The sequence below is a fragment of the Klebsiella sp. K5-45 genome (assembly GCF_030128605.1).
Taxonomy (GTDB): domain Bacteria; phylum Pseudomonadota; class Gammaproteobacteria; order Enterobacterales; family Enterobacteriaceae; genus Klebsiella; species Klebsiella quasipneumoniae.
Genome location: NZ_JAKUZW010000001.1, coordinates 625,331 through 648,535, shown reverse-complemented (window position 1 = coordinate 648,535; position 23,205 = coordinate 625,331). Strand labels below are relative to the sequence as shown.

Sequence of the window (23,205 nt, the reverse complement as noted above, 5' to 3'; positions counted from 1 at the left end):
AACATGAGCGCAAATGCGGAGAGCCAAACCCCGCAGCAACCAGGCAGCAAAAAAGGGAAGCGTAAAGGCGCCCTTCTGTTGCTGACATTGCTCTTCATTATTATTGCCGTGGCATATGGGATTTACTGGTTTCTGGTACTGCGTCACTACGAAGAGACCGACGATGCCTACGTGGCAGGGAACCAGGTACAAATTATGGCCCAGGTCTCGGGCAGCGTGACCAAAGTCTGGGCTGACAACACGGACTACGTGCAGAAAGGCGATCCGCTGGTCACCCTCGATCAGACCGATGCCCAACAGGCGTTTGAGAAAGCCAAGACGCAGCTGGCCGCCAGCGTGCGTCAAACCCGTCAGCAGATGATCAACAGCAAGCAGCTGCAGGCGAATATTGACGTCAAAAAGACCGCCCTCGCCCAGGCGCAGGCTGACCTGAACCGCCGTATCCCGCTGGGCGCGGCGAACCTCATCGGCCGCGAAGAGCTGCAGCACGCCCGCGACACCGTCGCCAGCGCGCAGGCCGAGCTTGACGTGGCCATCCAGCAGTACAACGCCAACCAGGCGATCGTGCTGGGTACCAAACTCGAACAGCAGCCGGCGGTGCTGCAGGCGGCGACCGAAGTGCGTAACGCCTGGCTGGCCCTGCAGCGTACGCAGATCGTCAGCCCGATTAGCGGCTACGTTTCCCGTCGCTCGGTACAGCCTGGCGCGCAGATCGGCACCACCACGCCGCTGATGGCGGTGGTTCCGGCAACTAACCTGTGGATCGACGCTAACTTTAAAGAGACCCAGCTGGCGCATATGCGCATCGGCCAGCCGGCCACGGTGATCAGCGACATCTATGGCGATGACGTGAAATACACCGGCAAGGTGGTTGGTCTGGATATGGGGACCGGGAGCGCCTTCTCCCTGCTGCCGGCGCAGAACGCCACCGGTAACTGGATCAAAGTGGTACAGCGTCTGCCGGTCCGCATCGAACTGGATGAAAAACAGCTGGCGGAACACCCGCTGCGCATCGGCCTCTCGACGTTGGTAGAAGTTAACACCACCGATCGCGATGGCGAAATGCTGGCAAGCCAGGTGCGGAGCTCCCCGGTCTACGAGAGCAACGCCCGCGAAATCGCTCTCGATCCGGTCAATAAGCTGATAGACGAGATCATTCAGGCCAACGCCGGATAATTCGGGGTGAGTGTAATGCAACAGCAAAAACCGCTGGAAGGCGCGCAGCTGGTCATCATGACCATTGCGCTGTCGCTCGCGACGTTCATGCAGGTGCTGGATTCCACTATCGCCAACGTGGCGATCCCGACCATCGCCGGTAACCTTGGCTCATCGCTGAGCCAGGGGACCTGGGTCATCACTTCGTTCGGGGTCGCTAACGCCATCTCCATTCCGATCACCGGATGGCTGGCCAAGCGCGTGGGCGAGGTGAAGCTGTTCCTGTGGTCCACCACCGCTTTCGCCATCGCCTCCTGGGCCTGCGGCGTCTCCAACAGCCTGACGATGCTGATCTTCTTCCGCGTCATTCAGGGGATTGTTGCCGGGCCGCTGATCCCGCTGTCGCAAAGTCTATTGCTCAGCAACTATCCGCCGGCGAAACGCTCTATCGCCCTGGCGCTGTGGTCGATGACGGTGATCGTCGCTCCCATCTGCGGCCCGATCCTCGGCGGCTATATCAGCGATAACTACCACTGGGGATGGATCTTCTTTATCAACGTGCCCATTGGCGTGGCGGTGGTGCTGATGACCCTGCAGACCCTGCGCAACCGGGAAACCAAAACCGAACAGCGGCGTATCGACGGCGTCGGCCTGGCGCTGCTGATCATCGGTATCGGTAGTCTGCAGGTGATGCTGGACCGGGGCAAAGAGCTGGACTGGTTCTCCTCCAATGAAATTATCATTCTGACCATCGTGGCGGTGGTGGCGATAAGCTTCCTGATCGTCTGGGAGCTGACCGACGATAACCCGATTGTCGATCTGTCGCTGTTTAAGTCGCGCAACTTCACCATCGGCTGCCTCTGCATCAGCCTGGCCTACATGCTCTACTTCGGGGCCATCGTGCTGCTGCCGCAGCTGTTGCAGGAGGTCTACGGCTACACTGCGACCTGGGCCGGCCTGGCGTCAGCGCCGGTGGGGGTGATCCCGGTCATTCTGTCGCCGATTATCGGCCGCTTTGCGCATAAGCTCGATATGCGGCGGCTGGTCACCTTCAGCTTTATCATGTACGCCGTCTGCTTCTACTGGCGCGCCTGGACCTTCGAACCGGGGATGGACTTTGGCGCCTCGGCGTGGCCGCAGTTTATCCAGGGCTTCGCGGTGGCCTGCTTCTTCATGCCGTTGACCACCATCACCCTTTCCGGCCTGCCGCCGGAGCGGCTGGCGGCGGCGTCGAGCTTGTCGAACTTCACCCGTACCCTTGCTGGCTCCATCGGTACCTCGATCACCACCACCCTGTGGACCAACCGCGAGGCGCTGCACCATGCGCAGCTCACCGAATCGGTGACGCCGTTCAACCCCAACGCGCAGCAGATCTACGATCAGCTGCAGGGGATGGGAATGACGCAGCAACAGGCGTCCGGCTGGATAGCACAGCAGATAACCAACCAGGGGCTGATTATCTCCGCCAACGAAATCTTCTGGATCTCAGCGGCCATTTTCATCCTGCTGTTGGGACTGGTGTGGTTCGCCAGACCCCCGTTCAGCGCCGGCGGCGGCGGCGGCGGCGGCGGCGGCGCGCACTAAGCCTCACATTAAGGGACCTGCGGGTCCCTTTTTTACGCCTTCAGGTTGTCCAGTTCTCGCTAGTTTCTGTCTCGTTTGCGAAAGCCCGCCCGCCGGCGCTCGGGCAGGATAAAGGCTGACCATTAAGGAGAACACTATGCTGAGCCATCCTGCTGAAAAGTACCGACCCTATCCGCCGATCGCTCTTCCCGACCGCCGCTGGCCTGACCGGCAAATCAGCCACGCCCCACGCTGGCTGTCGACTGACCTGCGCGACGGCAACCAGGCGCTGGCCGAGCCCATGGACAGCGCCCGCAAACTGCAGTTCTGGGATCTGCTGCTGGAGTGCGGCTTTAAAGAGATTGAGGTCGCCTTCCCTTCCGCTTCACAAACCGACTTCAACTTTGTCCGCCAGCTGATTGACGAACAGCGCATCCCGGAGGATGTCACTATCCAGGTGCTGACCCAGGCGCGAGACCCGCTGATCCTGCGCACCTTTGAGGCGCTGCGCGGCGCCCGCCGGGCCACCGTCCACCTCTACAATGCCACCGCGCCGCTGTTCCGCGAGCTGGTTTTCGGCATGGACAAGGCCGAGGTGATCGCCCTCGCGACCCGCGCCACCCGGCTTATCCGTCAGCAGTGCGAACAGCAGCCAGAGACCCGCTGGCAATATGAATATTCGCCTGAAACCTTCTGCTTCACCGAGCCCGAGTTTGCGCTTGAGATTTGCGAAGCGGTGGCGGATGTCTGGCAGCCCTGCGCCGAGCGACCGATGATCGTCAATCTGCCGGCGACGGTGGAAGTCAACACCCCGAATGTCTATGCCGATCAGATCGAATATTTTTGCCGCCACTTCTCCCGCCGCGGCGAAGTCTGCATCAGCGTGCATCCGCACAATGACCGCGGCACCGGCGTCGCCAGCGCCGAGCTGGCGGTGATGGCCGGTGCCGACCGGGTGGAAGGCTGCCTGTTTGGCAACGGCGAACGCACCGGCAATGTCTGTCTGGTGACGCTGGCGATGAATCTCTACAGCCAGGGCATCGACCCTGAGCTTCGCTTCGAGCAGATGAACCGGGTGGTGGAAGTGGTGGAAAACTGCAATCAGATCCCCGTTCACCCGCGCCACCCGTGGGCGGGAAGTCTGGCTTACACCGCCTTCTCCGGCTCTCATCAGGATGCGATCAAAAAAGGATTTGATGCCCGTCAGCCTGGCGACCCGTGGCGGATGCCCTATCTGCCGATTGACCCGCAGGATATTGGCTGCAGCTATGAGGCGGTGATCCGCGTCAACAGCCAGTCGGGGAAAAGCGGCAGCGCCTGGCTTATCGAACAAAATCATGGCCTGAAGCTGCCCCGCGGGCTACAGCAGGACTTCAGCCAGCACGTTCAGCAGGTCACCGATAGCGACGGCAAAGAGATGACCCACCATGCGCTGTGGCAGCTGTTCCGCACGCGCTACGGGCTGCAGACGCAGTCTGCGCTGACGCTGGTCGATTATCAGAGCGCCAGCCAGCAGGATGGCCAGCTTTCCCTGCAGGCAACGCTGCGTCACCACGGCGAAACCCGACGCCTGCAGGGCCAGGGCAACGGCCTGCTCTCCGCCGCAGCCAGCGGCCTCAGCGCGCTGTTTCGGCAACCGTTTATGATCAAGGACTATCATGAGCATACCCTCGGCGCGCGCAGCGACAGCCGGTCGGTGGCCTATATCCGCTGCGTTTTTCCGCAAGGAGAAAGCTACTGGGGCGTGGGTATCGATAATGACGTGGCGCGCGCCTCGCTGCAGGCGCTGTGCAATGCGCTCAGCGCCGCCGATCAGGCCGGGGGACGAAAATAGTCGCTGGGGGCGACGCCCATCACCCGACGAAACATGGCGCTGAAGGCGCTGTGGCTGCCGTAGCCCAGCTCCAGCGCCACCCGCAGCACGGAGTGGCCCTGCGCCAGGCGAATCAGCGCTTCCATTAGCTTCGCCCGGCGCACCCACTCGCGCCACGTCAGGCTAGTCTGCTGCTGAAAATGGCGGTTTAGGGTTCGCTCGCTCATGCTGCACGCCTTCGCCGCCTGGCTGCTGCTCCAGACGTCGCCCGGCGCCTCGCGCACCTGCTGGCACAGCCGGCGCAGCGTTTCGCTTTGCGGCTCCGGCAGGCCAAACGGCAGGATCGCCATCCCGCGGATCTCATCGAGGATCAGCTCATAAATCCGTTCGTCGCGGCTGGCGGGGGCATAACGCTCGGCCAGCGCCAGGGAGGAGACAATCAGTTCCCGCAGCAAGGGCGTGATCTGTACGATCTGGCACCCCGCCGGAAGATCGGCGCGCGCCAGCGGATCGATAAACAGCGTTCGCGCCGCGACGTTGCCGGTCATGCGCAGCGCGTGGGGCGTTCCCGCCGGCAGCCAGACGCCGCGCCCGGGCGGCACCACCCAGTAGCCTGCCGGCGTCGCCACCCGCACCACGCCGCTTAAAATATGCAGCAGCTGGGCGCAGTCATGCTGATGCCAGTCTTCCTGGTCACCGTGAGCATAATCATGGGCAAAGGGCACCAGCGGGCGGTGCTGAAAGGAGAAGGTGGTGGTCGTCGTCATGGCGGCGTCGGGAAAGCGGCCCGGCGACAGGCGTCGGGCCGCGGCGGAAGCACTAGATGTGCAGTTCCTGCAGTTTTTCTTTCGGCAACGCCAGTTCGTCGTTGCTGTTGATGCGCACATCGCGCTCGATGATATGACGAGCGATCTCCTGCGCCTCTTCCAGCGAGTGCATGGTGTAGGTCCCGCACTGGTAGACGTTCAGCTCCGGGATCTGGTTCTGATCTTTCACCTTCAGCACGTCGGCCATCGCCGCTTTCCAGGCGTCGGCGACGCGCTGCTCGTCCGGCGTACCAATCAGGCTCATATAGAACCCGGTGCGGCAGCCCATCGGCGAAATGTCGATAATTTCCACGCCATTCCCGTTCAGGTGATCGCGCATAAAGCCGGCGAACAGGTGCTCGAGGGTGTGGATACCGCGCTCCGGCATCACTTCCTGGTTCGGCACGCAGAAGCGCAGATCGAATACGGTGATTTCATCGCCATGCGGCGTGTTCATTTTCTTCGCGACACGCACCGCTGGGGCTTCCATTCGGGTATGGTCGACTGTGAAACTATCTAACAACGGCATTCGTCACCTCCGGGAGTGAATTTTTTTAAAATAAAATGAACTCTTTGTTCAGCCGCGAGTCTCAGTATATGAAAGACGCGCATTTATTATCATCATCATCCCTGAATCAGAGATGAAAGTTTGGCCACAGTGATGTGGCCTTTTTCTTTTCCAGCGCTTCGACCGCTACGCGTGCCGCGCCAACAGCGCCTCAAACGGCTCGCTGTCTTCCGCTTCTATTTTCTTCTGTCGCGCCACCGACGCGTCGCGCTCGGCGATGAAATCTTCTTCGCTCAGGATCTCCAGCGGCTCTTCACGCAGCTGGGTCCGGTAACGATCGGCCAGCGCACGGCCGGTTCCACCAATCCCTTCTTCAATCATAGAACGCAGAATGCGGGCTGAGAAGGTTAATTCCGGATCGTCAAAACAGGCCAGCAGCTCATCGCAGACCTGTTGATAGGCCTCGCCGCCGTGAATGCTGTCCAGCGTCTGCGCTACACGGCGTAAATCGCGGAACAGATCTTTACCCACCTGCGCCAGCGGGAACTGCGCGCTTTCGCAGCCGATGCCCAACGTTAAGCCCGGCTTACGCCCTTCCAGAATCACCCGGTTCCAGTTGGTGCGGGTGCACAGTAGCTCATCGCTGCTCATCTCCGGCGCGTCGGCCAGCGCGCACCAGACCATAAACAGGTCGAGGAAACGCACCTGCTGGGCGTCAACGCCGATCGGCGAGAACGGATTGATATCCAGCGAACGCACTTCGATATACTCAATACCACCGCGCAACAGCGCATCGGACGGGGTTTCGCCCCGACGGGTGACGCGTTTCGGGCGGATCGGCGCATAGAGTTCGTTTTCAATCTGCAGGATATTGCTGTTGATCTGCAGATACTTACCGTATTTTTCCAGCCCGATTTTAGCGTACTCTTCCGACGGCGTTTTAATCGCGCGCTTCAATCCTGCCACATACTCGTGCAGATCGTTAAACGTAATTCCGAGATTGCTTTGCGACTTATTGGTATAACCAAGGTCGCTGAGGCGCAGCGAGGTGGCGTACGGCAAGTAATACATGCCGTTGCCCGTCTCCTCAAAGGGCAGCGTCGTCGGCTTTCCTTGCAGGAACGAAGCGCAAATCGCCGGCGAGGCGCCGAACAGATAGGGGATCACCCAGCCAAAGCGATAGTAGTTACGAATTGAGCGGAAATAGCCCGCCGAAATGGCCTCTTTACCACTCTCAGCGTCTTCCACACCACATTTAGCCTGCCAGAAGGCCATCGGTAGGGAGAAGTTATAGTGCACGCCGGAGATAGTCTGCATCAGCGCGCCATAGCGGTTCTTCAGCCCCTCGCGATATAGCGTTTTCAGGCGCCCCACGTTAGAGGTGCCGTACTGCGCCAGCTCAATATCCTGACCGGGGGCGATATAGCATGGCATACTCAGCGGCCACATCCGCTCATCACCGATCTGACGCGCGGTATAGCGATGGACATCGCGCATAAAGGTCAGCATATGCTCAATATCGCCATCTACTGGCGTAATGAACTCAAGTAAAGCTTCGGCAAAATCGGTGGTAATCCATTTATGCGTCAGCGCTGAGCCTAACGCCGGAGGGTGGCCGGTCGTTGCAAGAGTGCCGTCTGCGTTCACGCGCAGCGTCTCCCGCTCCAGACCACGTTGAATACCCTGCAGGGCCTGCGGATGTTTTTCCAGCCAGGCCAGCGCCTGTGATACGTCCGGGATCAATTTGACCTCCCGCCTGTCGAAATCGTTTGAATAAGCATAATTGTAATGGATGAACTGTCAGTCCAATTAGTGCCACCACGTCATGCCCTGAAGCGTCGCTGCTGCAATGACGATATAGCGCAGCGCCTTTCCAAGGCATAAGAAAAAGAGTACCGGTCCCCAGGAAATGCGCATCCATCCCGCCAGCAAACACAGTAAATCGCCGACAACCGGCGCCCAGCTCAGCAACAGCGTAACCGCGCCGTAGCGCTTAAGCCAGCCGGCCGCCCGCTCCTGCCAGCGCGAGGTTTTACGCAGCGGAAACAGGCGCCCCAGAATAACGTTAGTTACCCCTCCAAGGCTATTGCCGATTGTTGCTATTAATACTAACCACCACGGATGACTGACCCCCGCAAGTAGCATAGCCACCAGCACAACCTCCGAATTGCCGGGAAGTAGCGTGGCGCTTAAAAAGCTACTGGCAAACAGCGAGAGGAGTGACAGCGCATCGCTCACAGCAAACGCACGTCTACAGCGTCCATTCCCGCGCGCTTCGCCGCCTGCAGACCAAAGTCGGCATCTTCGAAGACCACGCATTTTTCCGGCGCGACGCCCATGCGCTCGGCGCACAGCAGGAAGGTATCGGGCGCGGGTTTATGGTTGACCACATGATCGGCCGCCACCACCGCGGAGAAGTAATGACGCAGGCCCAGGTGCGCCAGCAGCGCTTCGGCGACGGCGCTTTCGCTACCGGTGCCGACCGACATCGGGCGACGGCCGTGCCACGCCTTGACCACCTCGATCAGCGGCAATGGACGTACGCTGTCCAGCAGCATCGCCTTAACGGCCAGGGTTTTTTCCTGCGCCAGGCGATGTGGATCGAGATCCGCCTGGTTGAGTTCAATAATCGCCTGGGCAATCCGCCAGGTCGGTGAGCCATTGAGGGCAACCATCGCCTGTTCGTCGAAACGCATACCGTAGCGGCCCAGCACCTCATTCCATGCCTGACGATGGGTCGGCTCGGTATCGAGGATAGTGCCATCCATATCAAAGATCAGTCCTGCGTAACCTTCGTACATCGTCTTCTCACCAACCGGTTAATGAATGGTTACTGTAACGCAAAAGCCGGTCGTTGTCGCGGCCAGCGGCGCAGACGACAAAGGCGCCCACAGGCGCCTTCAGGCATCAGACCGGATAGGCGGCCTTATTTAATTCGCAGATCGTTTTCGACCATTCGCACGCCCTGCACCCGACGGGTGACTTCCACCGCCCGTTTAGCGCTTTCCGCGGAGGAGACAAATCCGCTCAGTTGGACGCGGCCTTTAAAGGTCTGGACGCTGATTTCAGAGGACTTGATGTCTTTATCGTTAAAGAGCGCCGTTTTCACCTTGGTGGTCACCACGGTATCGTCAATATAGCCGCCCGTACTCTCCTTTGTAGCCGATCCCGCACAGCCAGCGAGGGCAGTCGCCACCAGCAGCGTTGCGCAAAAAGCAGGTATTGCTTTGAACCATTTCATGGATTTCTCTCCTTGCATTTATCTCAGCCTGATAACGCTGATATACAAGGATAAATTATAGTGGAAAGCGCGGCTTGCCAATAAAAAAGTCAGGATGAAACTGGCGATGGAAAACGCGGTTATCGGGATGGTGAGAGAAGAGTGAAGATGATGCATTCAGAACGGGTGCTGCGATAATTTCGCAGCCTATGTAACAACATCGTCGTTGTTACTGAGGAGAATATGGTACATCCGGGAGGATGATTCGGCTTCGCCTCACCCTTCGGGCCGTTGCTTACGCAACGTTATCCTCCCTGGTGCTGGCGATGATTTCGCAGACCATAAAACAACATCGTCGCTGTTATTAAGGAGAATATGGTGCATCCGGGAGGATTCGAACCTCCGACCGCTCGGTTCGTAGCCGAGTACTCTATCCAGCTGAGCTACGGATGCATCGGGAAAGCTATTTTACTGCGGGGTTACTCTCCTGGCACTTACGATGGTTTCGCAAACCAGATAACAACAATGTTGCTGTTACTAAGGAGAATATGGTGCATCCGGGAGGATTCGAACCTCCGACCGCTCGGTTCGTAGCCGAGTACTCTATCCAGCTGAGCTACGGATGCATCGGGATTACTGCAGTAATTCTGATATCAAATTTCGCGATTTGCCATTCTTGTTAAAGAATGGTGCATCCGGGAGGATTCGAACCTCCGACCGCTCGGTTCGTAGCCGAGTACTCTATCCAGCTGAGCTACGGATGCATCGGGAAACTTGCTTTACTACGCGTCAGTGTCACAACTAACACATGCCACACTGAGTATGACGGCCTAATCGGTAGAGTGACTCGATTATGCCTCGCACTGCGGGCCGCTGCTTTCACAGCGCGCTTCTCTCTTAATTCAGAAAGAAGATGGTGCATCCGGGAGGATTCGAACCTCCGACCGCTCGGTTCGTAGCCGAGTACTCTATCCAGCTGAGCTACGGATGCAAAATGGCGGTGAGGCGGGGATTCGAACCCCGGATGCAGCTTTTGACCGCATACTCCCTTAGCAGGGGAGCGCCTTCAGCCTCTCGGCCACCTCACCACACACGCCTCTTTCGAGTGCTTCGAAGAACTTGTTTCTGCTCTTCGTCGCTGCGATGGCGCACATATTACTTTCTGGTACTTATAAGTCAAACACTTTTTCGAGACCTTTTTTCGTTTGCACACTTCGCACGCAATTCGCATGCAAAAACGGCAAAAAGGGCAATTTATCAACAGGAAATCAGCCCTGGCGCTGGCATAACGCCAAACAACCAAAGCGGCAAAGGGTAATGAAAAGCGGTATGGTGCAGGGGGAAGAAACAGAAAAAGGGAAAAAGCGGCGATAAGTGATGCGCCTCACTGAACAGCGAGGCGCGGAAACCTTAGTAACTGGACTGCTGGGATTTTTCAGCCTGAATACGCTGGTAGATCTCTTCACGGTGTACAGATACTTCTTTAGGGGCGTTTACGCCAATACGAACCTGGTTACCCTTCACCCCTAAAACTGTCACAGTGACCTCATCTCCAATCATGAGGGTCTCACCAACTCGACGAGTCAGAATCAGCATTCTTTGCTCCTTGAAAGATTAAAAGAGTCGGGTCTCTCGTATCCCGGCATTATCCATCATATAACGCCAAAAAGTAAGCAATGACAAATACCTTACGGTATAAGCAGTCATGGCATCACATTCTGTTAAACCTAAGTTTAGCCGATATACACAATTTCAACCCGACTTTATCGTTATCGGTGTTTCTCGCGCAAGGTGCCATTTCCCTGAGGTTACGGCACCTAAACCCGCCATACTTCAAGTTGCATGTGTGTTGGTTTTCCTCGCTCACCCCAGTCACTTACTTGAGTAAGCTCCTGGGGATTCGCTGTGTCGCCGCCTTCCTGCAACTCGAATTATTTAGGGTATATGCGTTTATAGTTATTACAGTTTTGCGCTGACCCAGCCTTTCACACTGGCTAACGCTGCAGGGAGAGCAGACGCATCGGTACCACCGGCCTGCGCCATATCCGGACGACCGCCCCCTTTACCGCCCACCTGCTGAGCGACCATACCAACCAGCTCCCCAGCCTTGACGCGATCTGTCACATCCTTAGACACACCGGCAATCAGGGAAACTTTACCGTCTGCGACCGTAGCCAACACCACAACCGTCGAACCCAGCTGGTTCTTCAGATCGTCAACCATGGTGCGCAGCATCTTCGGCTCCACGCCGGCCAGCTCGCTGACCAGCAGCTTAACGCCGTTAATCTCTTCCGCTTTGCTGGAGAGGTTTGCGCTCTCCTGCGCCGCAGCCTGCTCTTTCAGCTGCTGCAGCTCTTTTTCCAGCTGACGGGTACGCTCCAGCGCGGCGCGAACTTTCTCGCCGAGATTGTGGCTGTCGCCCTTCAGCAGCTGTGCGATATCGCTGAGCTGATCGCTCTGCGCGTGCAGCATGGCCATCGCGCCCTCACCGGTCACCGCTTCGATACGGCGCACGCCAGCGGCGGTACCGGACTCAGACGTGATACGGAACAGGCCGATATCACCGGTACGCGCCGCGTGAGTCCCGCCGCACAGTTCGGTGGAGAAGTCGCCCATCCGCAGCACGCGGACGCGGTCATCGTATTTCTCGCCGAACAGCGCCATCGCGCCGGATGCGCGCGCGGCATCGATATCCATAATGTTGGTTTCGATAGCCAGGTTACGACGGATCTGCGCGTTGACCAGATCTTCCACTGCACGAATCTCTTCCGGCTTCATCGCTTCGAAATGCGAGAAGTCAAAGCGCAGCGCTTTATCGTTGACCAGCGAGCCTTTCTGCGCCACATGGGTGCCGAGCACCTGGCGCAGCGCCGCGTGCATCAGGTGCGTCGCGGAGTGGTTCAGGCGGATACGCTGACGGCGAGCCTCGTCCACATCGGCCTGCACCGCGTCGCCCACTTTCAGGGAGCCGCTGGCGACTTTACCGATATGACCAATGGCCTGGCCGTACTTCTGCGTGTCGCTGACCGCGAAGGAGAAGCCCGCGCCTTTCAGTTCGCCTTTATCGCCCACCTGGCCACCGGACTCCGCATAGAACGGGGTCTGGTCGAGGATCACTACCGCTTCCTGACCCGCGCTGACGCTATCCACCGCTTTGCCATCGATGAACAGCGCAGTCACTTTGCCGTTCAGCTCCAGATGATCGTAACCTTTAAATTCAGAGGCGCCGTCAACGCGGATCATCGCGTTATAGTCAGCGCCGAAACCGCTGGACTCGCGCGCGCGACGGCGCTGCTCTTCCATGGCGGCCTCAAAGCCGGCTTCGTCAACCTTGATGTTGCGCTCGCGGCAGACGTCCGCGGTCAGGTCGACCGGGAAGCCGTAGGTGTCGTACAGACGGAAGGCGGTTTCGCCATCCAGGGTGTCGCCTTTCAGCTTCGACAGCTCTTCATCCAGCAGCGCCAGTCCGCGCTCCAGAGTACGGGCGAACTGCTCTTCTTCGGTTTTCAGCACCTGCTCAACCTGAGCCTGCTGCTGCTTCAGTTCTTCGCCGGCGGAGCCCATCACGGCGATCAGCGGGGCAACCAGTTTCCAGAAGAAGGTATCCTTCGCGCCCAGCATGTTGCCGTGACGGATCGCGCGGCGAATGATGCGGCGCAGCACATAGCCGCGGTTTTCATTCGACGGGATTACGCCGTCAGCGATCAGGAAGGCGCAGGAGCGAATGTGGTCGGCAATAACGCGCAGCGACTTGTTCGTCAGATCGGTGGCGCCGGTGACTTTCGCCACGCTGGCGATCAGATCGCGGAACAGGTCGATGTCATAGTTTGAGTTAACGTGCTGCAGCACCGCGGCAATACGCTCCAGGCCCATACCGGTGTCGACGGACGGCTTCGGCAGCGGCTCCATGGTACCGTCAGCCTGACGGTTGAACTGCATGAAGACGATGTTCCAGATCTCAATGTAGCGGTCGCCGTCTTCTTCCGGACTTCCCGGAGGGCCGCCCCAGATGTGATCGCCATGGTCGAAGAAAATCTCGGTGCACGGACCGCACGGACCGGTGTCGCCCATCTGCCAGAAGTTGTCTGAAGCAAACGGCGCGCCTTTGTTGTCGCCGATGCGGATGATTCGCTCGCGCGGGACGCCTACTTCATTGGCCCAGATGTCGTATGCTTCGTCATCGGTCTCGTAAACGGTGACCCACAGCTTCTCTTTCGGCAGCGCGAACCAGTTCTCACCGGTCAGCAGCTCCCACGCGTATTTGATGGCATCCTGCTTGAAGTAGTCGCCGAAGCTAAAGTTGCCCAGCATTTCAAAGAAGGTGTGGTGACGCGCGGTGTAACCGACGTTTTCCAGATCGTTGTGTTTACCACCCGCACGCACGCAACGCTGCGCGGTGGTCGCACGCGAATAATTACGTTTGTCGAGACCAAGGAAGACATCCTTGAACTGGTTCATCCCTGCGTTGGTAAACAGCAGGGTCGGATCGTTGTGCGGCACCAGGGAGCTGCTGGCAACTACCTGATGTCCCTTGCTATGGAAAAAGTCGAGAAACGCCTGACGGATCTCAGCGGTGCTCTTGCTCATAATTATCCTGAAATCAAGCTACACGTCATCCTTCAAGTCGCCTCTGTCCTGGCTGCGCTTGCTCTTCCGGCACCGAACTGACGTGCGTTGCGGAAGATAGTCTCTCTTGCCGCCCTGATGCAGCTTGAATGATTTTGTGTAAAGGAATAATCGCCCAGGACGCTGCCTGCACTGTCACAACCAGCGGCCCGACGGAATAAAGTGGGAATAAGATAAGTTTTCTTTACGGCGAAGTAAAATCCCGGATGGGTCAATCTGCAAAATTTCGCCAGATTTCCTGGATATCTTCCATCAGGTAGCCACGGTACAGCAGGAATCTCTGGATTTTCACTTTTTCAGCAAAGGCGGAGGGTAACGGTTCACCGTATTTACGCTGCGCCTGCGCCCTGGCAAGGCTCACCCAGTCGATATCGCATTCGCGCATCGCCTGCTCCACGGCCTGGCGCGCAATGCCTTTCTGGCTGAGCTCCTGACGAATGCGCGCGGGGCCATAGCCTTTGCGGCTCCGGCTGGCGATGAACTGGCCGACAAAACGATTATCGTCGAGATAACGGTTTTCGATACACCAGGCAACCACCTGCTCCAGCTCTTCAGGGGTGACGTCCAGCGCCTCGGGGCCGTTTTTGCTCATTACCGGAGCAGCCAGTTTGCGCCGCAGCTCCTGTTCGCTGTGGTCGCGCATCGCCAGAATGCGGATAGCGCGGTCCAGCAGGCGGGCGTAGCCGGAGCGGCGTGATGAAGGTTCAGTCACAGGCACCTCAATAATCTAAGAAAAGCAAAAGGGCCGCATAAGCAGCCCTTTATCACTCTGTTAGACGATATCAGAAATCTTGTTCCGTTTCTTCTGCATCGTTGCCGTCAACGGCGAAGTCCGGCGTAGAGTCCTGGTTGTTGAGCAGCAGTTCGCGCACTTTCTTCTCAATCTCTTTCGCCGCCGCCGGGTTCTCTTTCAGCCAGGTGATAGCGTTCGCTTTGCCCTGACCAATTTTGTCGCCGTTGTAGCTGTACCAGGCGCCCGCTTTCTCAATCAGCTTCTCTTTCACGCCGAGGTCAACCAGCTCGCCGAAGAAGTTGATGCCTTCGCCGTAGAGGATCTGGAATTCAGCCTGTTTGAACGGCGCCGCAATCTTGTTCTTCACCACTTTGACGCGGGTTTCGCTACCGACGACGTTGTCGCCCTCTTTCACCGCGCCGATGCGACGGATATCCAGACGCACGGAGGCGTAGAACTTCAGCGCATTACCGCCGGTGGTGGTTTCCGGGTTACCGAACATCACGCCGATTTTCATACGGATCTGGTTGATAAAGATCAGCAGCGTGTTGGACTGCTTCAGGTTACCCGCCAGTTTACGCATCGCCTGGCTCATCATACGCGCCGCGAGGCCCATGTGAGAGTCGCCGATTTCGCCTTCGATTTCCGCTTTCGGCGTCAGCGCCGCGACGGAGTCGACGACGATAACGTCAACCGCGCCGGAGCGCGCCAGCGCGTCACAGATTTCCAGCGCCTGCTCGCCGGTATCCGGCTGAGAACACAGCAGGTTGTCGATATCCACGCCCAGCTTGCGCGCATAGACCGGATCCAGCGCGTGTTCCGCATCGATGAACGCACAGGTTTTACCTTCGCGCTGCGCTGCGGCGATAACCTGCAGCGTCAGGGTGGTTTTACCGGAGGATTCCGGCCCGTAGATCTCGACGATACGGCCCATTGGCAGACCGCCGGCGCCCAGCGCGATATCCAGAGAAAGCGAGCCGGTGGAGATGGTTTCTACGTCCATAGAACGGTCTTCACCCAGGCGCATGATGGAGCCTTTACCGAATTGCTTTTCGATCTGGCCCAGTGCAGCCGCCAACGCTTTCTGTTTGTTTTCGTCGATCGCCATTGTTACTCCTAATCATGCAGGGTGAAGCGTGTTCGCTTCGCCGTTAATATTTGTTCAGTTGAGGCAATTATACTGTATAGTCATACAGTATCAAGTCTTTTGTAGAAATTGTTGCCAGAGCAGATTGAGCGCGTAGGCCGTCGCCTGACGACGTACCGCTTCGCGGTCTCCGGCAAAGCATTCCCGCCGCGTCACCCCTTGTCCGCTAACGCTGGCGACGCCAAACCACACCGTCCCGACCGGCTTTTCGTCGCTGCCGCCATCCGGCCCGGCGACGCCGCTAACCGAGATGGCATAGTCCGCGCGCGCGGCGCGCAACGCGCCGATCGCCATCTCCACCACCACCGGTTCGCTCACCGCGCCGTTGTCCCGCAGCGTCGCTTCGCTGACGCCGATCATTTGCGATTTGGCCTCGTTGCTGTAAGTCACAAAACCGCGTTCAAACCACGCTGAGCTGCCGGCAATATCGGTGATGGCTTTCGCTATCCAGCCACCGGTGCAGGATTCCGCCGTGGTCACCGTCGCGCCCTGCGCCTGCAGCGCCCGGCCGACCTTCTCGCTTAGCTGCATTAATTCTGAATCGGTCATTATCGCCCCGCTTTACTCCGGATAAAGAGGCCATCAAAGATAGCACTTTCCACAGAGATATGGGGACGAGGTGTGGAATTTACGAGGGGACATCCAAAATGAATCATCCCGGCGGCGCCGGGATGAGAAATCGCACGCTTACTTCATGCTGGCGGCGATCAGCGCCACGTTATGACGCATCATTTTGACATAGCTATCCGCGACGCCCCCCGGGGCGGAGAGCGCCTCAGGATAGAGTTCTCCGCCGGGCTGCGCGCCGGTGGCGCTGGCAATCTGCTTCACCAGCCGCGGGTCAAGCTGGTTCTCCATAAACCAGGTATGGACGCCGTCCGCGTTGATTTGCTTAATCAGCGCCGCCACCTGCGCCGCGCTGGCCTCGCTCTCTGAAGAGAGCCCCTGCGGCGCGAGGAAGGTTACGTGATAAGCGCGGCCAAAATAGCCGAAAGCGTCATGGCTGGTCAGGACCTTGCGCTTGGCCAGCGGAATGGCGCTGAACTGCCCTTTCGCCCAGCCGTCGAGGGCCGTCAGCTGGTCGATATAGCGCTTGCCGCTGCTGGTCAACGCCGCTTTATCTTCCGGGTCGGCTTTCACCAGACCATCGAGGATATTCTGCGCATACAATGCGCCGTTCGCTGCGCTGTTCCAGGCGTGGGGATCGGTCACCGTTTTGCCGTCTTCATCGAGGGTATGGGTCTTGACGCCCTTCGACGCCACCACCAGCTCGCCCTTAAAACCAGAGGCCTTAATCAGGCGATCCAGCCAGCCTTCCAGTCCCAGGCCGTTAACCACCACCACGTCGGCCTTGCTGAGCAGCGCGCTATCCTTCGGCGACGGCTCGAAGGTGTGCGGATCGCCATCCGGGCCGACCAGGGTATCCACATGGACATGCTCCCCGCCAACCTGCTGCACCATATCACCCAGAACTGAAAAACTGCTTACCACATTCAGCGTTTTCGCCATCGCCCCCTGCGCCATCAGGCCGAAGGCCAGCGCGACCACTATTGCACTACGTTTCATCATTTCCTTACCCCATCAATTTGCGCCAGCCGACCAGCAGTCGGCTGCGCGTGCCAAAAAACAGCGAAATAAAAAACAGCGCGCTGGCGGTCAGCACGATGGCGGGCCCGGCGGGAAGACTGGCCGCCCAGGAGAGACTCAAACCCAGCCAGGCGCAGAGCGCGCCGGAGAGCGCCGCCAGCAGCAGGATGCCCGGCAGCGTTCGCGCCCAGCAGCGCGCGGCAACCGCCGGAAGCATCATCACCCCTACCGCCATCAGCGTGCCGAGCACCTGAAATCCCGCCACCAGGTTAAGCACCAGCAGCGCCAGAAAAAGCCCATGCAGCACCGCGGGCAGCCGGCGGTTATTCACCTGCAGCCAGGCACTGTCGAACGCCTCGCTGACCAGACCGCGGTAGCACAGCGCGATGCACAACAGCGTCAGGCTGGCGACGCCGCTGACAAACAGCGCCGCGTCACGATCCACCGCCAGAATGGAGCCAAACAGCAGATGCAGCAGGTCGACGCTGGAGCCGCGCAGCGACACCAGAGTGACGCCCAGCGCCAGCGATCCCAGATAAAATCCAGCAAAGCTGGCGTCCTCTTTTAACGGCGTCCGCCGGCTCACCCATCCCGCCACCAGCGCGACCGCGATGCCGGCGACAAAGCCGCCCACGGTCATGGCCAGCAGCGACATGCCGCTCAGCAGATAGCCCACCGCCACGCCGGGGAGAATGGCGTGCGACAGCGCGTCGCCCATCAAGCTCATGCGCCGCAGCAACAGGAAGACGCCCAGCATGGTGGTGCTTAGCGACAACGCCAGGCAGACCACCAGCGCCCGGCGCATAAAGCCGAATTCAATAAAAGGTTGAAAGAAGGTGTGCCAGATCATGCTGACCTCGCCTGGCTGAAGGCCGGGAGAACCGCCCGGGTGGCACCCCAGCAGGCGCGCTGGCGGGTTAAAAGCAGCGTCTCCGGAAAAAAGTCGGCTACCCGCTGGTTATCATGCAGCACCGCCAGGATGGTTTGCCCCTGCCGGTGCATGTCGAGGATCAGCTCCATCAGTTCGCGACTGGTTGCTTCATCGATACCCGTGAAGGGCTCGTCGAGCATCACCAGCGGCGCCCGCTGCACCATCACCCGGGCAAACAGCATGCGCTGAAACTGGCCGCCGGAGAGCGCTTCGATCGGGGTTTTCGCCAGGCTCGCCAACCCGACCCGCTCCAGCACCGCGCCGATGCGTCGCCGGGTATCGCCGCTCAGACCGCGCAGCAGCGACACGCCGGGCCATGCGCCCTGACTCACCACATCCTGCACGTTGAGAGGAAACTGTGACTCGAGGGCATGGCGCTGTGCCAGCCAGCCAATCACCGGCCGCTTTCCCTGCCAGCGCAGGCGGCCGCTGACCGGCGGAAGAAACCCGGCGAGGGTTTTCAGCAGGGTCGATTTTCCGCAGCCATTGAGACCAACGATTGCCGTCAGGCTGCCGGGACATATCATCCCGCTCAGCGGAGGGGTGATCGCCGCCCCGCCATAGCCGGTTACCAGTTGTTCCAGTTCAATCATGGCAGCGTCACCGCCCACCAGGTCGCCAGCCATAGCGCCGCCAGCAGCGTTCCAGCGATGGCCAGGCGCGCCGCGCCGGATGCCATAAAAACCGATGCGAACATATCCTTATCCCTTTTATTAAATGTTATAACATAACAATACAGGGGCGGGATTAGATTGTAAATCAGCGTCAGTGAGCGAAATGTAACAAAGGTCGACAGGAGGCATGCCGACAGGAAGAAACAGCAGGATAAGCGCGGCCTTTCCGGGAAATCCCCCGGTCGCGCTGCGCTTACGGGGCCACCAACCAGATAACAGACCGTCGCCCGGATAAGGCGCTACGCGCCGTTATCCGGGGAGGCTCGGATACTGTCAGCCGGATGACAGTATTAATAACCGCCGCGGGCCTGCGAAACCGCCAGGCCAAGCTGCCAGACGGCCATCGCGTAGTGGGTGCTGTGGTTATAGCGGGTGATGGTGTAGAAGTTCGGCAGCCCGTACCAGTACTCATAGCCGGTCCCGACGTCCAGGCGCAGCAGACTGGCCTGCTGATGGTTACCCAGCGGCTGGGTTGGGGTTAGCCCCGCCGCCGCCAGCTGCGACACGCTGTATTTGGTTTTGAAACCATTCTCCAGCCCCGGCGCCTGGCCCAGCGCCTGCACCGCCACCAGATCGCCGCTCACCCAGCCGTGCTGTTTGAAGTAGTTGGCCACGCTGCCGATAGCATCCACCGGGTCCCACAGGTTGATATGGCCGTCGCCGTTAAAGTCCACCGCGTATTGCTTATAGGACGACGGCATAAACTGGCCGTACCCCATCGCCCCGGCGAAAGAGCCTTTCAGATCCAGCGGGTCGTCGCTTTCGCTGCGCGCCATCAGCAGGAAGGTTTCCAGCTCGGAGGAGAAGTATTCGGCGCGGCGCGGATAGCTAAACGACAGGGTCGCCAGCGCGTCGAGGATGCGGGTTTTGCCCATCACCCGTCCCCAACGGGTCTCCACGCCGATAATACCGACAATGATTTCCGGCGGCACGCCGTAGACCTGATAAGCGCGGTTGAGCGCGTCCTGATATTGATTCCAGAACACCACGCCGTTCTGCACGTTATCCGGGGTAATAAACTGTTTCTTGTAGCGCAGCCAGGCGCCGGTTGGCCCGGTCGGCGGCAAGCCGGTCGGCGCCTGACGATCCATCAGCCGCAGAACGTAGTCCAGACGCTTCGCCTGCGACAGGATCTCCTGCAGCTGCTGCCTGTCGAAACCGTGCTTCGCCACCATCTTATCGATGAACTGCGCCGCCGCCGGGTTGTTGGCGAAGTCGCCGCCCATCTGCATCACGTTATGCTGCGGTTCCAGCAAAAAGCCGCCAGTTCCACTCGCCATCTCCGTTTCCGCGGGAGTCTTGGGTTTGCTGCTGCAGGCAGCGAGGAGCACACAAAGGGGAAGTAAAGCCAGAGAGCGACGCTTCAACATGGGAATTCCGTTTAACAAATTCAGCAAGGGATAATTATGGTAAAGCATGCGACGACCAACAAGAAAGCGACAATCCGTTTGTAGACAAAATAGTCCTTCACCGACCCCTTCCCTGCATGCTGTCATGCCCCTCGTTATTTCATCCTCTCAGCGCCAATCTTTCAAAATAAAATATTTATCTTTCATTTTGCGATCCATTTAACACTTTAAAACCTTTCAAAATGATTAAAATCAGCCTGCAGTTAGCAAGAAAAATAACATGCTGAAGGAGAGAACAATGATTGACGTCGTGACCCACGGCGCGGAGTGGTTTATCGGCCTGTTTCAGAAAGGCGGCGAGGTGTTTACCGGCATGGTGACCGGGATCCTCCCCTTGCTGATCAGTCTGCTGGTGATCATGAACGCGCTGATCAACTTTATTGGCCAGCAGCGGATCGAAAAACTGGCGCAGCGCTGCGCCGGGAACCCGATCTCCCGCTACCTGCTGTTGCCCTGCATCGGTACCTTTGTGTTTTGTAACCCGATGACCCTGAGCCTGGGCCGCTTTATGCCAGAGAAGTACAAGCCCAGCTATTACGCGGCGGCGTCCTATAGCTGCCACTCAATGAACGGTCTGTTTCCGCATATCAACCCCGGCGAACTGTTCGTCTATCTCGGCATCGCCAACGGCCTCACCACCCTCGGCCTGCCGCTCGGTCCGCTGGCGGTGAGCTATCTGCTGGTCGGGCTGGTGACCAACTTCTTCCGCGGCTGGGTTACCGACCTGACCACCTCGATTTTCGAGCGAAAAATGGCGATTCAGCTGGCTCAGAAAGTGCATCTGTCAGGAGCGACATCATGACCCGGATTCGTATTGAGAAAGGCACCGGCGGCTGGGGCGGCCCCCTTGAACTCGACGTCGTCGAGGGCAAAAAGATCGTCTATATCACCGCCGGCACCCGCCCGGCGATCGTTGACCGCATCGCCAGCCTGACCGGCTGGCAGGCGGTGGACGGTTTTAAAGAGGGCGAACCGGCGGAAAGCGACATCGGCGTGGCGATTATCGACTGCGGAGGCACCCTGCGCTGCGGGCTCTATCCCAAGCGCCGCATCCCGACGGTGAATATCCATGCCACCGGCAAATCGGGGCCGCTGGCCCAGTACATCACAGAAGATATCTACGTCTCCGGCGTCAAGGAGGAGAACATTCAGCGCATCGCGACCGGCGGCACGATAGCTCCCGAGCCACCGGCGGAGAACAACCGCGCGGGTCGCGACTACGACGCCAGCAAAAAGATCACTGAACAGAGCGATGGCCTACTGGCGAAGGTCGGGATGGGGATGGGCTCGGTGGTGGCGGTGCTGTTCCAGGCCGGACGCGACACCATCGATACGGTGCTGAAAACCATCCTGCCGTTTATGGCCTTCGTCTCGGCGCTGATCGGCATCATCATGGCCTCCGGCATCGGCGACTGGATCGCCCATGGCCTGGCGCCGCTCGCCAGCCATCCGCTGGGTCTGGTGACCCTGGCGCTGATCTGCTCCTTCCCGCTGCTGTCGCCGTTTCTCGGCCCCGGCGCGGTTATCGCCCAGGTGATTGGCGTACTGATCGGCTTGCAGATCGGCCTCGGCAATATTCCGCCGCACCTCGCCCTGCCGGCGCTGTTCGCCATTAACGCCCAGGCCGCCTGCGATTTTATCCCGGTTGGCCTGTCGCTGGCCGAAGCTCGCCAGGATACCGTGCGCGTCGGCGTGCCGTCGGTGCTGGTCAGCCGCTTTTTGACCGGCGCGCCAACGGTGCTGATCGCGTGGTTCGTTTCCGGATTTATTTACCAGTAAGAGGGGCCAGAACATGACCGTGATTTACCAGACCACTATTACGCACATCGGCGCCTGCGCGGCGATGGCGCTGGAAGAACAAATGCTGATCACCTTCCGCGAGGGCGCCCCGGCGGATATCGAAGCGTATTGCTTTATTCACAACCACGGCGAGCTTGCCGGTTCGCTGCAGCCGGGTGCAGAGCTGCAGCTTGGCGAGCTGCGCTACCCGGTGACCGCCGTCGGCGACGTTGCCGAGCAAAATCTGCGCGAGCTGGGCCATATTACCCTGCGCTTTGACGGCCATCGCGACGCGGAGTTTCCGGGGACCGTCCACGTGGCGGGCCCGGTGCCGGACGCCATTGCGCCCGGCTGCGTACTGAAATTTGTTGCTTAACAGGAGAGAAAGATGAATCAGGTTGCTGTTGTCATTGGCGGTGGACAAACCTTAGGAGAGTTTCTGTGCCGCGGGCTGGCCGCCGAGGGCTACCGCGTGGCGGTGGTCGATATTCAGAGCGAAAAAGCCAGCCGCGTCGCCCAGGAAATTAACGCTGAATATGGCGAAGGCATGGCGTATGGCTTCGGCGCCGACGCCACCAGCGAGGCCAGCGTCACCGCGCTGGCCCATGGGGTGGATGAGATTTTCTCGCGCGTCGACTTGCTGGTGTACAGCGCCGGCATCGCCAAAGCGGCGTTTATTAGCGACTTTGCGCTGGGGGATTTCGACCGCTCGCTACAGGTCAATCTGGTGGGCTACTTCCTCTGCGCCCGCGAATTCTCCCGGCTGATGATCCGCGACGGCATTAAGGGACGCATCATTCAGATCAACTCGAAATCCGGCAAAGTCGGCAGCAAGCACAACTCCGGCTACAGCGCGGCGAAGTTCGGCGGCGTCGGACTGACCCAGTCGCTGGCGCTGGATCTGGCGGAATACGGCATTACCGTACACTCACTGATGCTCGGCAATCTGCTGAAGTCGCCGATGTTCCAGTCGCTGCTGCCGCAGTACGCCACCAAGCTCGGTATCGATGAGAGCGAGGTCGAGCAGTATTACATCGACAAGGTGCCCCTGAAGCGCGGTTGCGAATATCAGGATGTGCTGAACGTATTAATGTTTTACGCCAGCCCGCAGGCGTCGTACTGCACCGGGCAGTCAATCAACGTTACCGGCGGTCAGGTGATGTTTTAAAGGGATCCCGGATGGCGCCGCGCTTATCCGGGCTACAAAACTGTAGGTCGGGTAAGGCGTTAGCCGCTACCCGACGAAAAGGCACC

General features: G+C 59.1%; 22 protein-coding genes and 5 tRNA genes. 7 read left to right on the top strand and 20 right to left on the bottom strand.

Annotated features, from left to right (window positions below):
* The first annotated feature begins 3 nt into the window (after positions 1-3).
* The 3 genes from emrA (at position 4) to leuA (ending at position 4,552) form a co-directional block, all read left to right on the top strand.
* Positions 4-1,176: a multidrug efflux MFS transporter periplasmic adaptor subunit EmrA gene (gene emrA / locus MKS11_RS03265; protein ID WP_004205697.1), complete on the top strand. Its 1,173-nt coding sequence runs from the start codon at positions 4-6 to the stop codon at positions 1,174-1,176.
* A 15-nt stretch (positions 1,177-1,191) separates the two neighbouring features.
* Positions 1,192-2,739, top strand: a complete 1,548-nt coding sequence (gene emrB / locus MKS11_RS03260; protein WP_087770866.1) for a multidrug efflux MFS transporter permease subunit EmrB — start codon at positions 1,192-1,194, stop codon at positions 2,737-2,739.
* A 136-nt stretch (positions 2,740-2,875) separates the two neighbouring features.
* Entirely contained in the window at positions 2,876-4,552 is a 1,677-nt protein-coding gene (gene leuA / locus MKS11_RS03255) for a 2-isopropylmalate synthase (protein ID WP_017901451.1), read from the top strand.
* Here leuA and MKS11_RS03250 read toward each other — a convergent pair.
* From MKS11_RS03250 to mltB, 20 genes are all read right to left on the bottom strand, one after another.
* On the bottom strand, positions 4,531-5,298 hold the full coding sequence (locus MKS11_RS03250) for a helix-turn-helix transcriptional regulator (protein ID WP_032456498.1): 768 nt from the start codon (positions 5,296-5,298) through the stop codon (positions 4,531-4,533). The two genes, leuA and MKS11_RS03250, sit on opposite strands and share 22 nt — an antisense overlap.
* A gap of 52 nt (positions 5,299-5,350) precedes the next feature.
* Entirely contained in the window at positions 5,351-5,866 is a 516-nt protein-coding gene (gene luxS / locus MKS11_RS03245; protein ID WP_004205694.1) for an S-ribosylhomocysteine lyase, read from the bottom strand.
* Positions 5,867-6,031: 165 nt separating this feature from the next.
* Positions 6,032-7,588, bottom strand: coding sequence for a glutamate--cysteine ligase (gene gshA / locus MKS11_RS03240; RefSeq protein WP_087770867.1), 1,557 nt, complete (start codon positions 7,586-7,588; stop codon positions 6,032-6,034).
* A 66-nt stretch (positions 7,589-7,654) separates the two neighbouring features.
* Entirely contained in the window at positions 7,655-8,083 is a 429-nt protein-coding gene (locus MKS11_RS03235; protein ID WP_004205691.1) for a YqaA family protein, read from the bottom strand.
* Entirely contained in the window at positions 8,080-8,646 is a 567-nt protein-coding gene (gene yqaB, locus MKS11_RS03230; RefSeq protein WP_004205690.1) for a fructose-1-phosphate/6-phosphogluconate phosphatase, read from the bottom strand. The genes MKS11_RS03235 and yqaB overlap by 4 nt, the downstream gene beginning before the upstream one ends.
* Before the next feature lie 125 nt (positions 8,647-8,771).
* Positions 8,772-9,086 (bottom strand): BON domain-containing protein, encoded by a 315-nt coding sequence (locus tag MKS11_RS03225; RefSeq protein WP_004205689.1) that lies wholly within the window; start codon positions 9,084-9,086, stop codon positions 8,772-8,774.
* Between the two features lie 355 nt (positions 9,087-9,441).
* Positions 9,442-9,518 (bottom strand) — tRNA-Arg (locus MKS11_RS03220).
* A 96-nt stretch (positions 9,519-9,614) separates the two neighbouring features.
* Positions 9,615-9,691: transfer RNA gene (locus tag MKS11_RS03215), tRNA-Arg, on the bottom strand.
* 61 nt (positions 9,692-9,752) lie between these two features.
* Positions 9,753-9,829, bottom strand: a tRNA-Arg gene (locus MKS11_RS03210).
* Between the two features lie 150 nt (positions 9,830-9,979).
* A tRNA-Arg gene (locus tag MKS11_RS03205) sits at positions 9,980-10,056 on the bottom strand.
* 4 nt (positions 10,057-10,060) lie between these two features.
* Positions 10,061-10,153, bottom strand: a tRNA-Ser gene (locus tag MKS11_RS03200).
* A 322-nt stretch (positions 10,154-10,475) separates the two neighbouring features.
* Complete coding sequence (csrA, locus tag MKS11_RS03195; protein ID WP_000906486.1) at positions 10,476-10,661, bottom strand: carbon storage regulator CsrA; 186 nt, start codon at positions 10,659-10,661, stop codon at positions 10,476-10,478.
* Between the two features lie 363 nt (positions 10,662-11,024).
* Positions 11,025-13,652 (bottom strand): alanine--tRNA ligase, encoded by a 2,628-nt coding sequence (alaS, locus tag MKS11_RS03190; protein WP_048325458.1) that lies wholly within the window; start codon positions 13,650-13,652, stop codon positions 11,025-11,027.
* Positions 13,653-13,902: 250 nt separating this feature from the next.
* On the bottom strand, positions 13,903-14,403 hold the full coding sequence (recX, locus tag MKS11_RS03185) for a recombination regulator RecX (RefSeq protein ID WP_004205687.1): 501 nt from the start codon (positions 14,401-14,403) through the stop codon (positions 13,903-13,905).
* 70 nt (positions 14,404-14,473) lie between these two features.
* Positions 14,474-15,532, bottom strand: a complete 1,059-nt coding sequence (gene recA / locus MKS11_RS03180) for a recombinase RecA (protein WP_004205686.1) — start codon at positions 15,530-15,532, stop codon at positions 14,474-14,476.
* A 90-nt stretch (positions 15,533-15,622) separates the two neighbouring features.
* On the bottom strand, positions 15,623-16,120 hold the full coding sequence (gene pncC, locus MKS11_RS03175) for a nicotinamide-nucleotide amidase (protein ID WP_004205685.1): 498 nt from the start codon (positions 16,118-16,120) through the stop codon (positions 15,623-15,625).
* A gap of 138 nt (positions 16,121-16,258) precedes the next feature.
* Positions 16,259-17,137, bottom strand: coding sequence for a metal ABC transporter substrate-binding protein (locus MKS11_RS03170; protein WP_004205683.1), 879 nt, complete (start codon positions 17,135-17,137; stop codon positions 16,259-16,261).
* 7 nt (positions 17,138-17,144) lie between these two features.
* Positions 17,145-18,008: a metal ABC transporter permease gene (locus MKS11_RS03165; RefSeq protein ID WP_004205682.1), complete on the bottom strand. Its 864-nt coding sequence runs from the start codon at positions 18,006-18,008 to the stop codon at positions 17,145-17,147.
* The gene (locus tag MKS11_RS03160; RefSeq protein ID WP_072140381.1) at positions 18,005-18,715 is read right to left on the bottom strand and encodes a metal ABC transporter ATP-binding protein; all 711 of its coding nucleotides are present in this window, start codon (positions 18,713-18,715) and stop codon (positions 18,005-18,007) included. Before MKS11_RS03160 ends, MKS11_RS03165 begins: the two co-directional genes overlap by 4 nt.
* A gap of 338 nt (positions 18,716-19,053) precedes the next feature.
* Positions 19,054-20,133: a lytic murein transglycosylase B gene (mltB, locus tag MKS11_RS03155; RefSeq protein ID WP_043521292.1), complete on the bottom strand. Its 1,080-nt coding sequence runs from the start codon at positions 20,131-20,133 to the stop codon at positions 19,054-19,056.
* 277 nt (positions 20,134-20,410) lie between these two features.
* Between mltB and MKS11_RS03150 the strand changes: the two genes are divergently transcribed.
* Genes MKS11_RS03150 through srlD form a run of 4 tightly spaced genes read left to right on the top strand, consistent with a single transcriptional unit; the run spans position 20,411 to position 23,119 of the window.
* Positions 20,411-20,974: a PTS glucitol/sorbitol transporter subunit IIC gene (locus tag MKS11_RS03150; protein ID WP_004205677.1), complete on the top strand. Its 564-nt coding sequence runs from the start codon at positions 20,411-20,413 to the stop codon at positions 20,972-20,974.
* Entirely contained in the window at positions 20,971-21,951 is a 981-nt protein-coding gene (locus MKS11_RS03145; RefSeq protein WP_284109370.1) for a PTS glucitol/sorbitol transporter subunit IIB, read from the top strand. The genes MKS11_RS03150 and MKS11_RS03145 overlap by 4 nt, the downstream gene beginning before the upstream one ends.
* Before the next feature lie 13 nt (positions 21,952-21,964).
* Positions 21,965-22,327: a PTS glucitol/sorbitol transporter subunit IIA gene (gene srlB, locus MKS11_RS03140; protein WP_004205674.1), complete on the top strand. Its 363-nt coding sequence runs from the start codon at positions 21,965-21,967 to the stop codon at positions 22,325-22,327.
* 12 nt (positions 22,328-22,339) lie between these two features.
* A complete protein-coding gene (srlD, locus tag MKS11_RS03135) occupies positions 22,340-23,119 on the top strand; it encodes a sorbitol-6-phosphate dehydrogenase (RefSeq protein ID WP_002914815.1) in 780 nt (259 codons plus the stop codon).
* Positions 23,120-23,205: the final 86 nt, after the last annotated feature.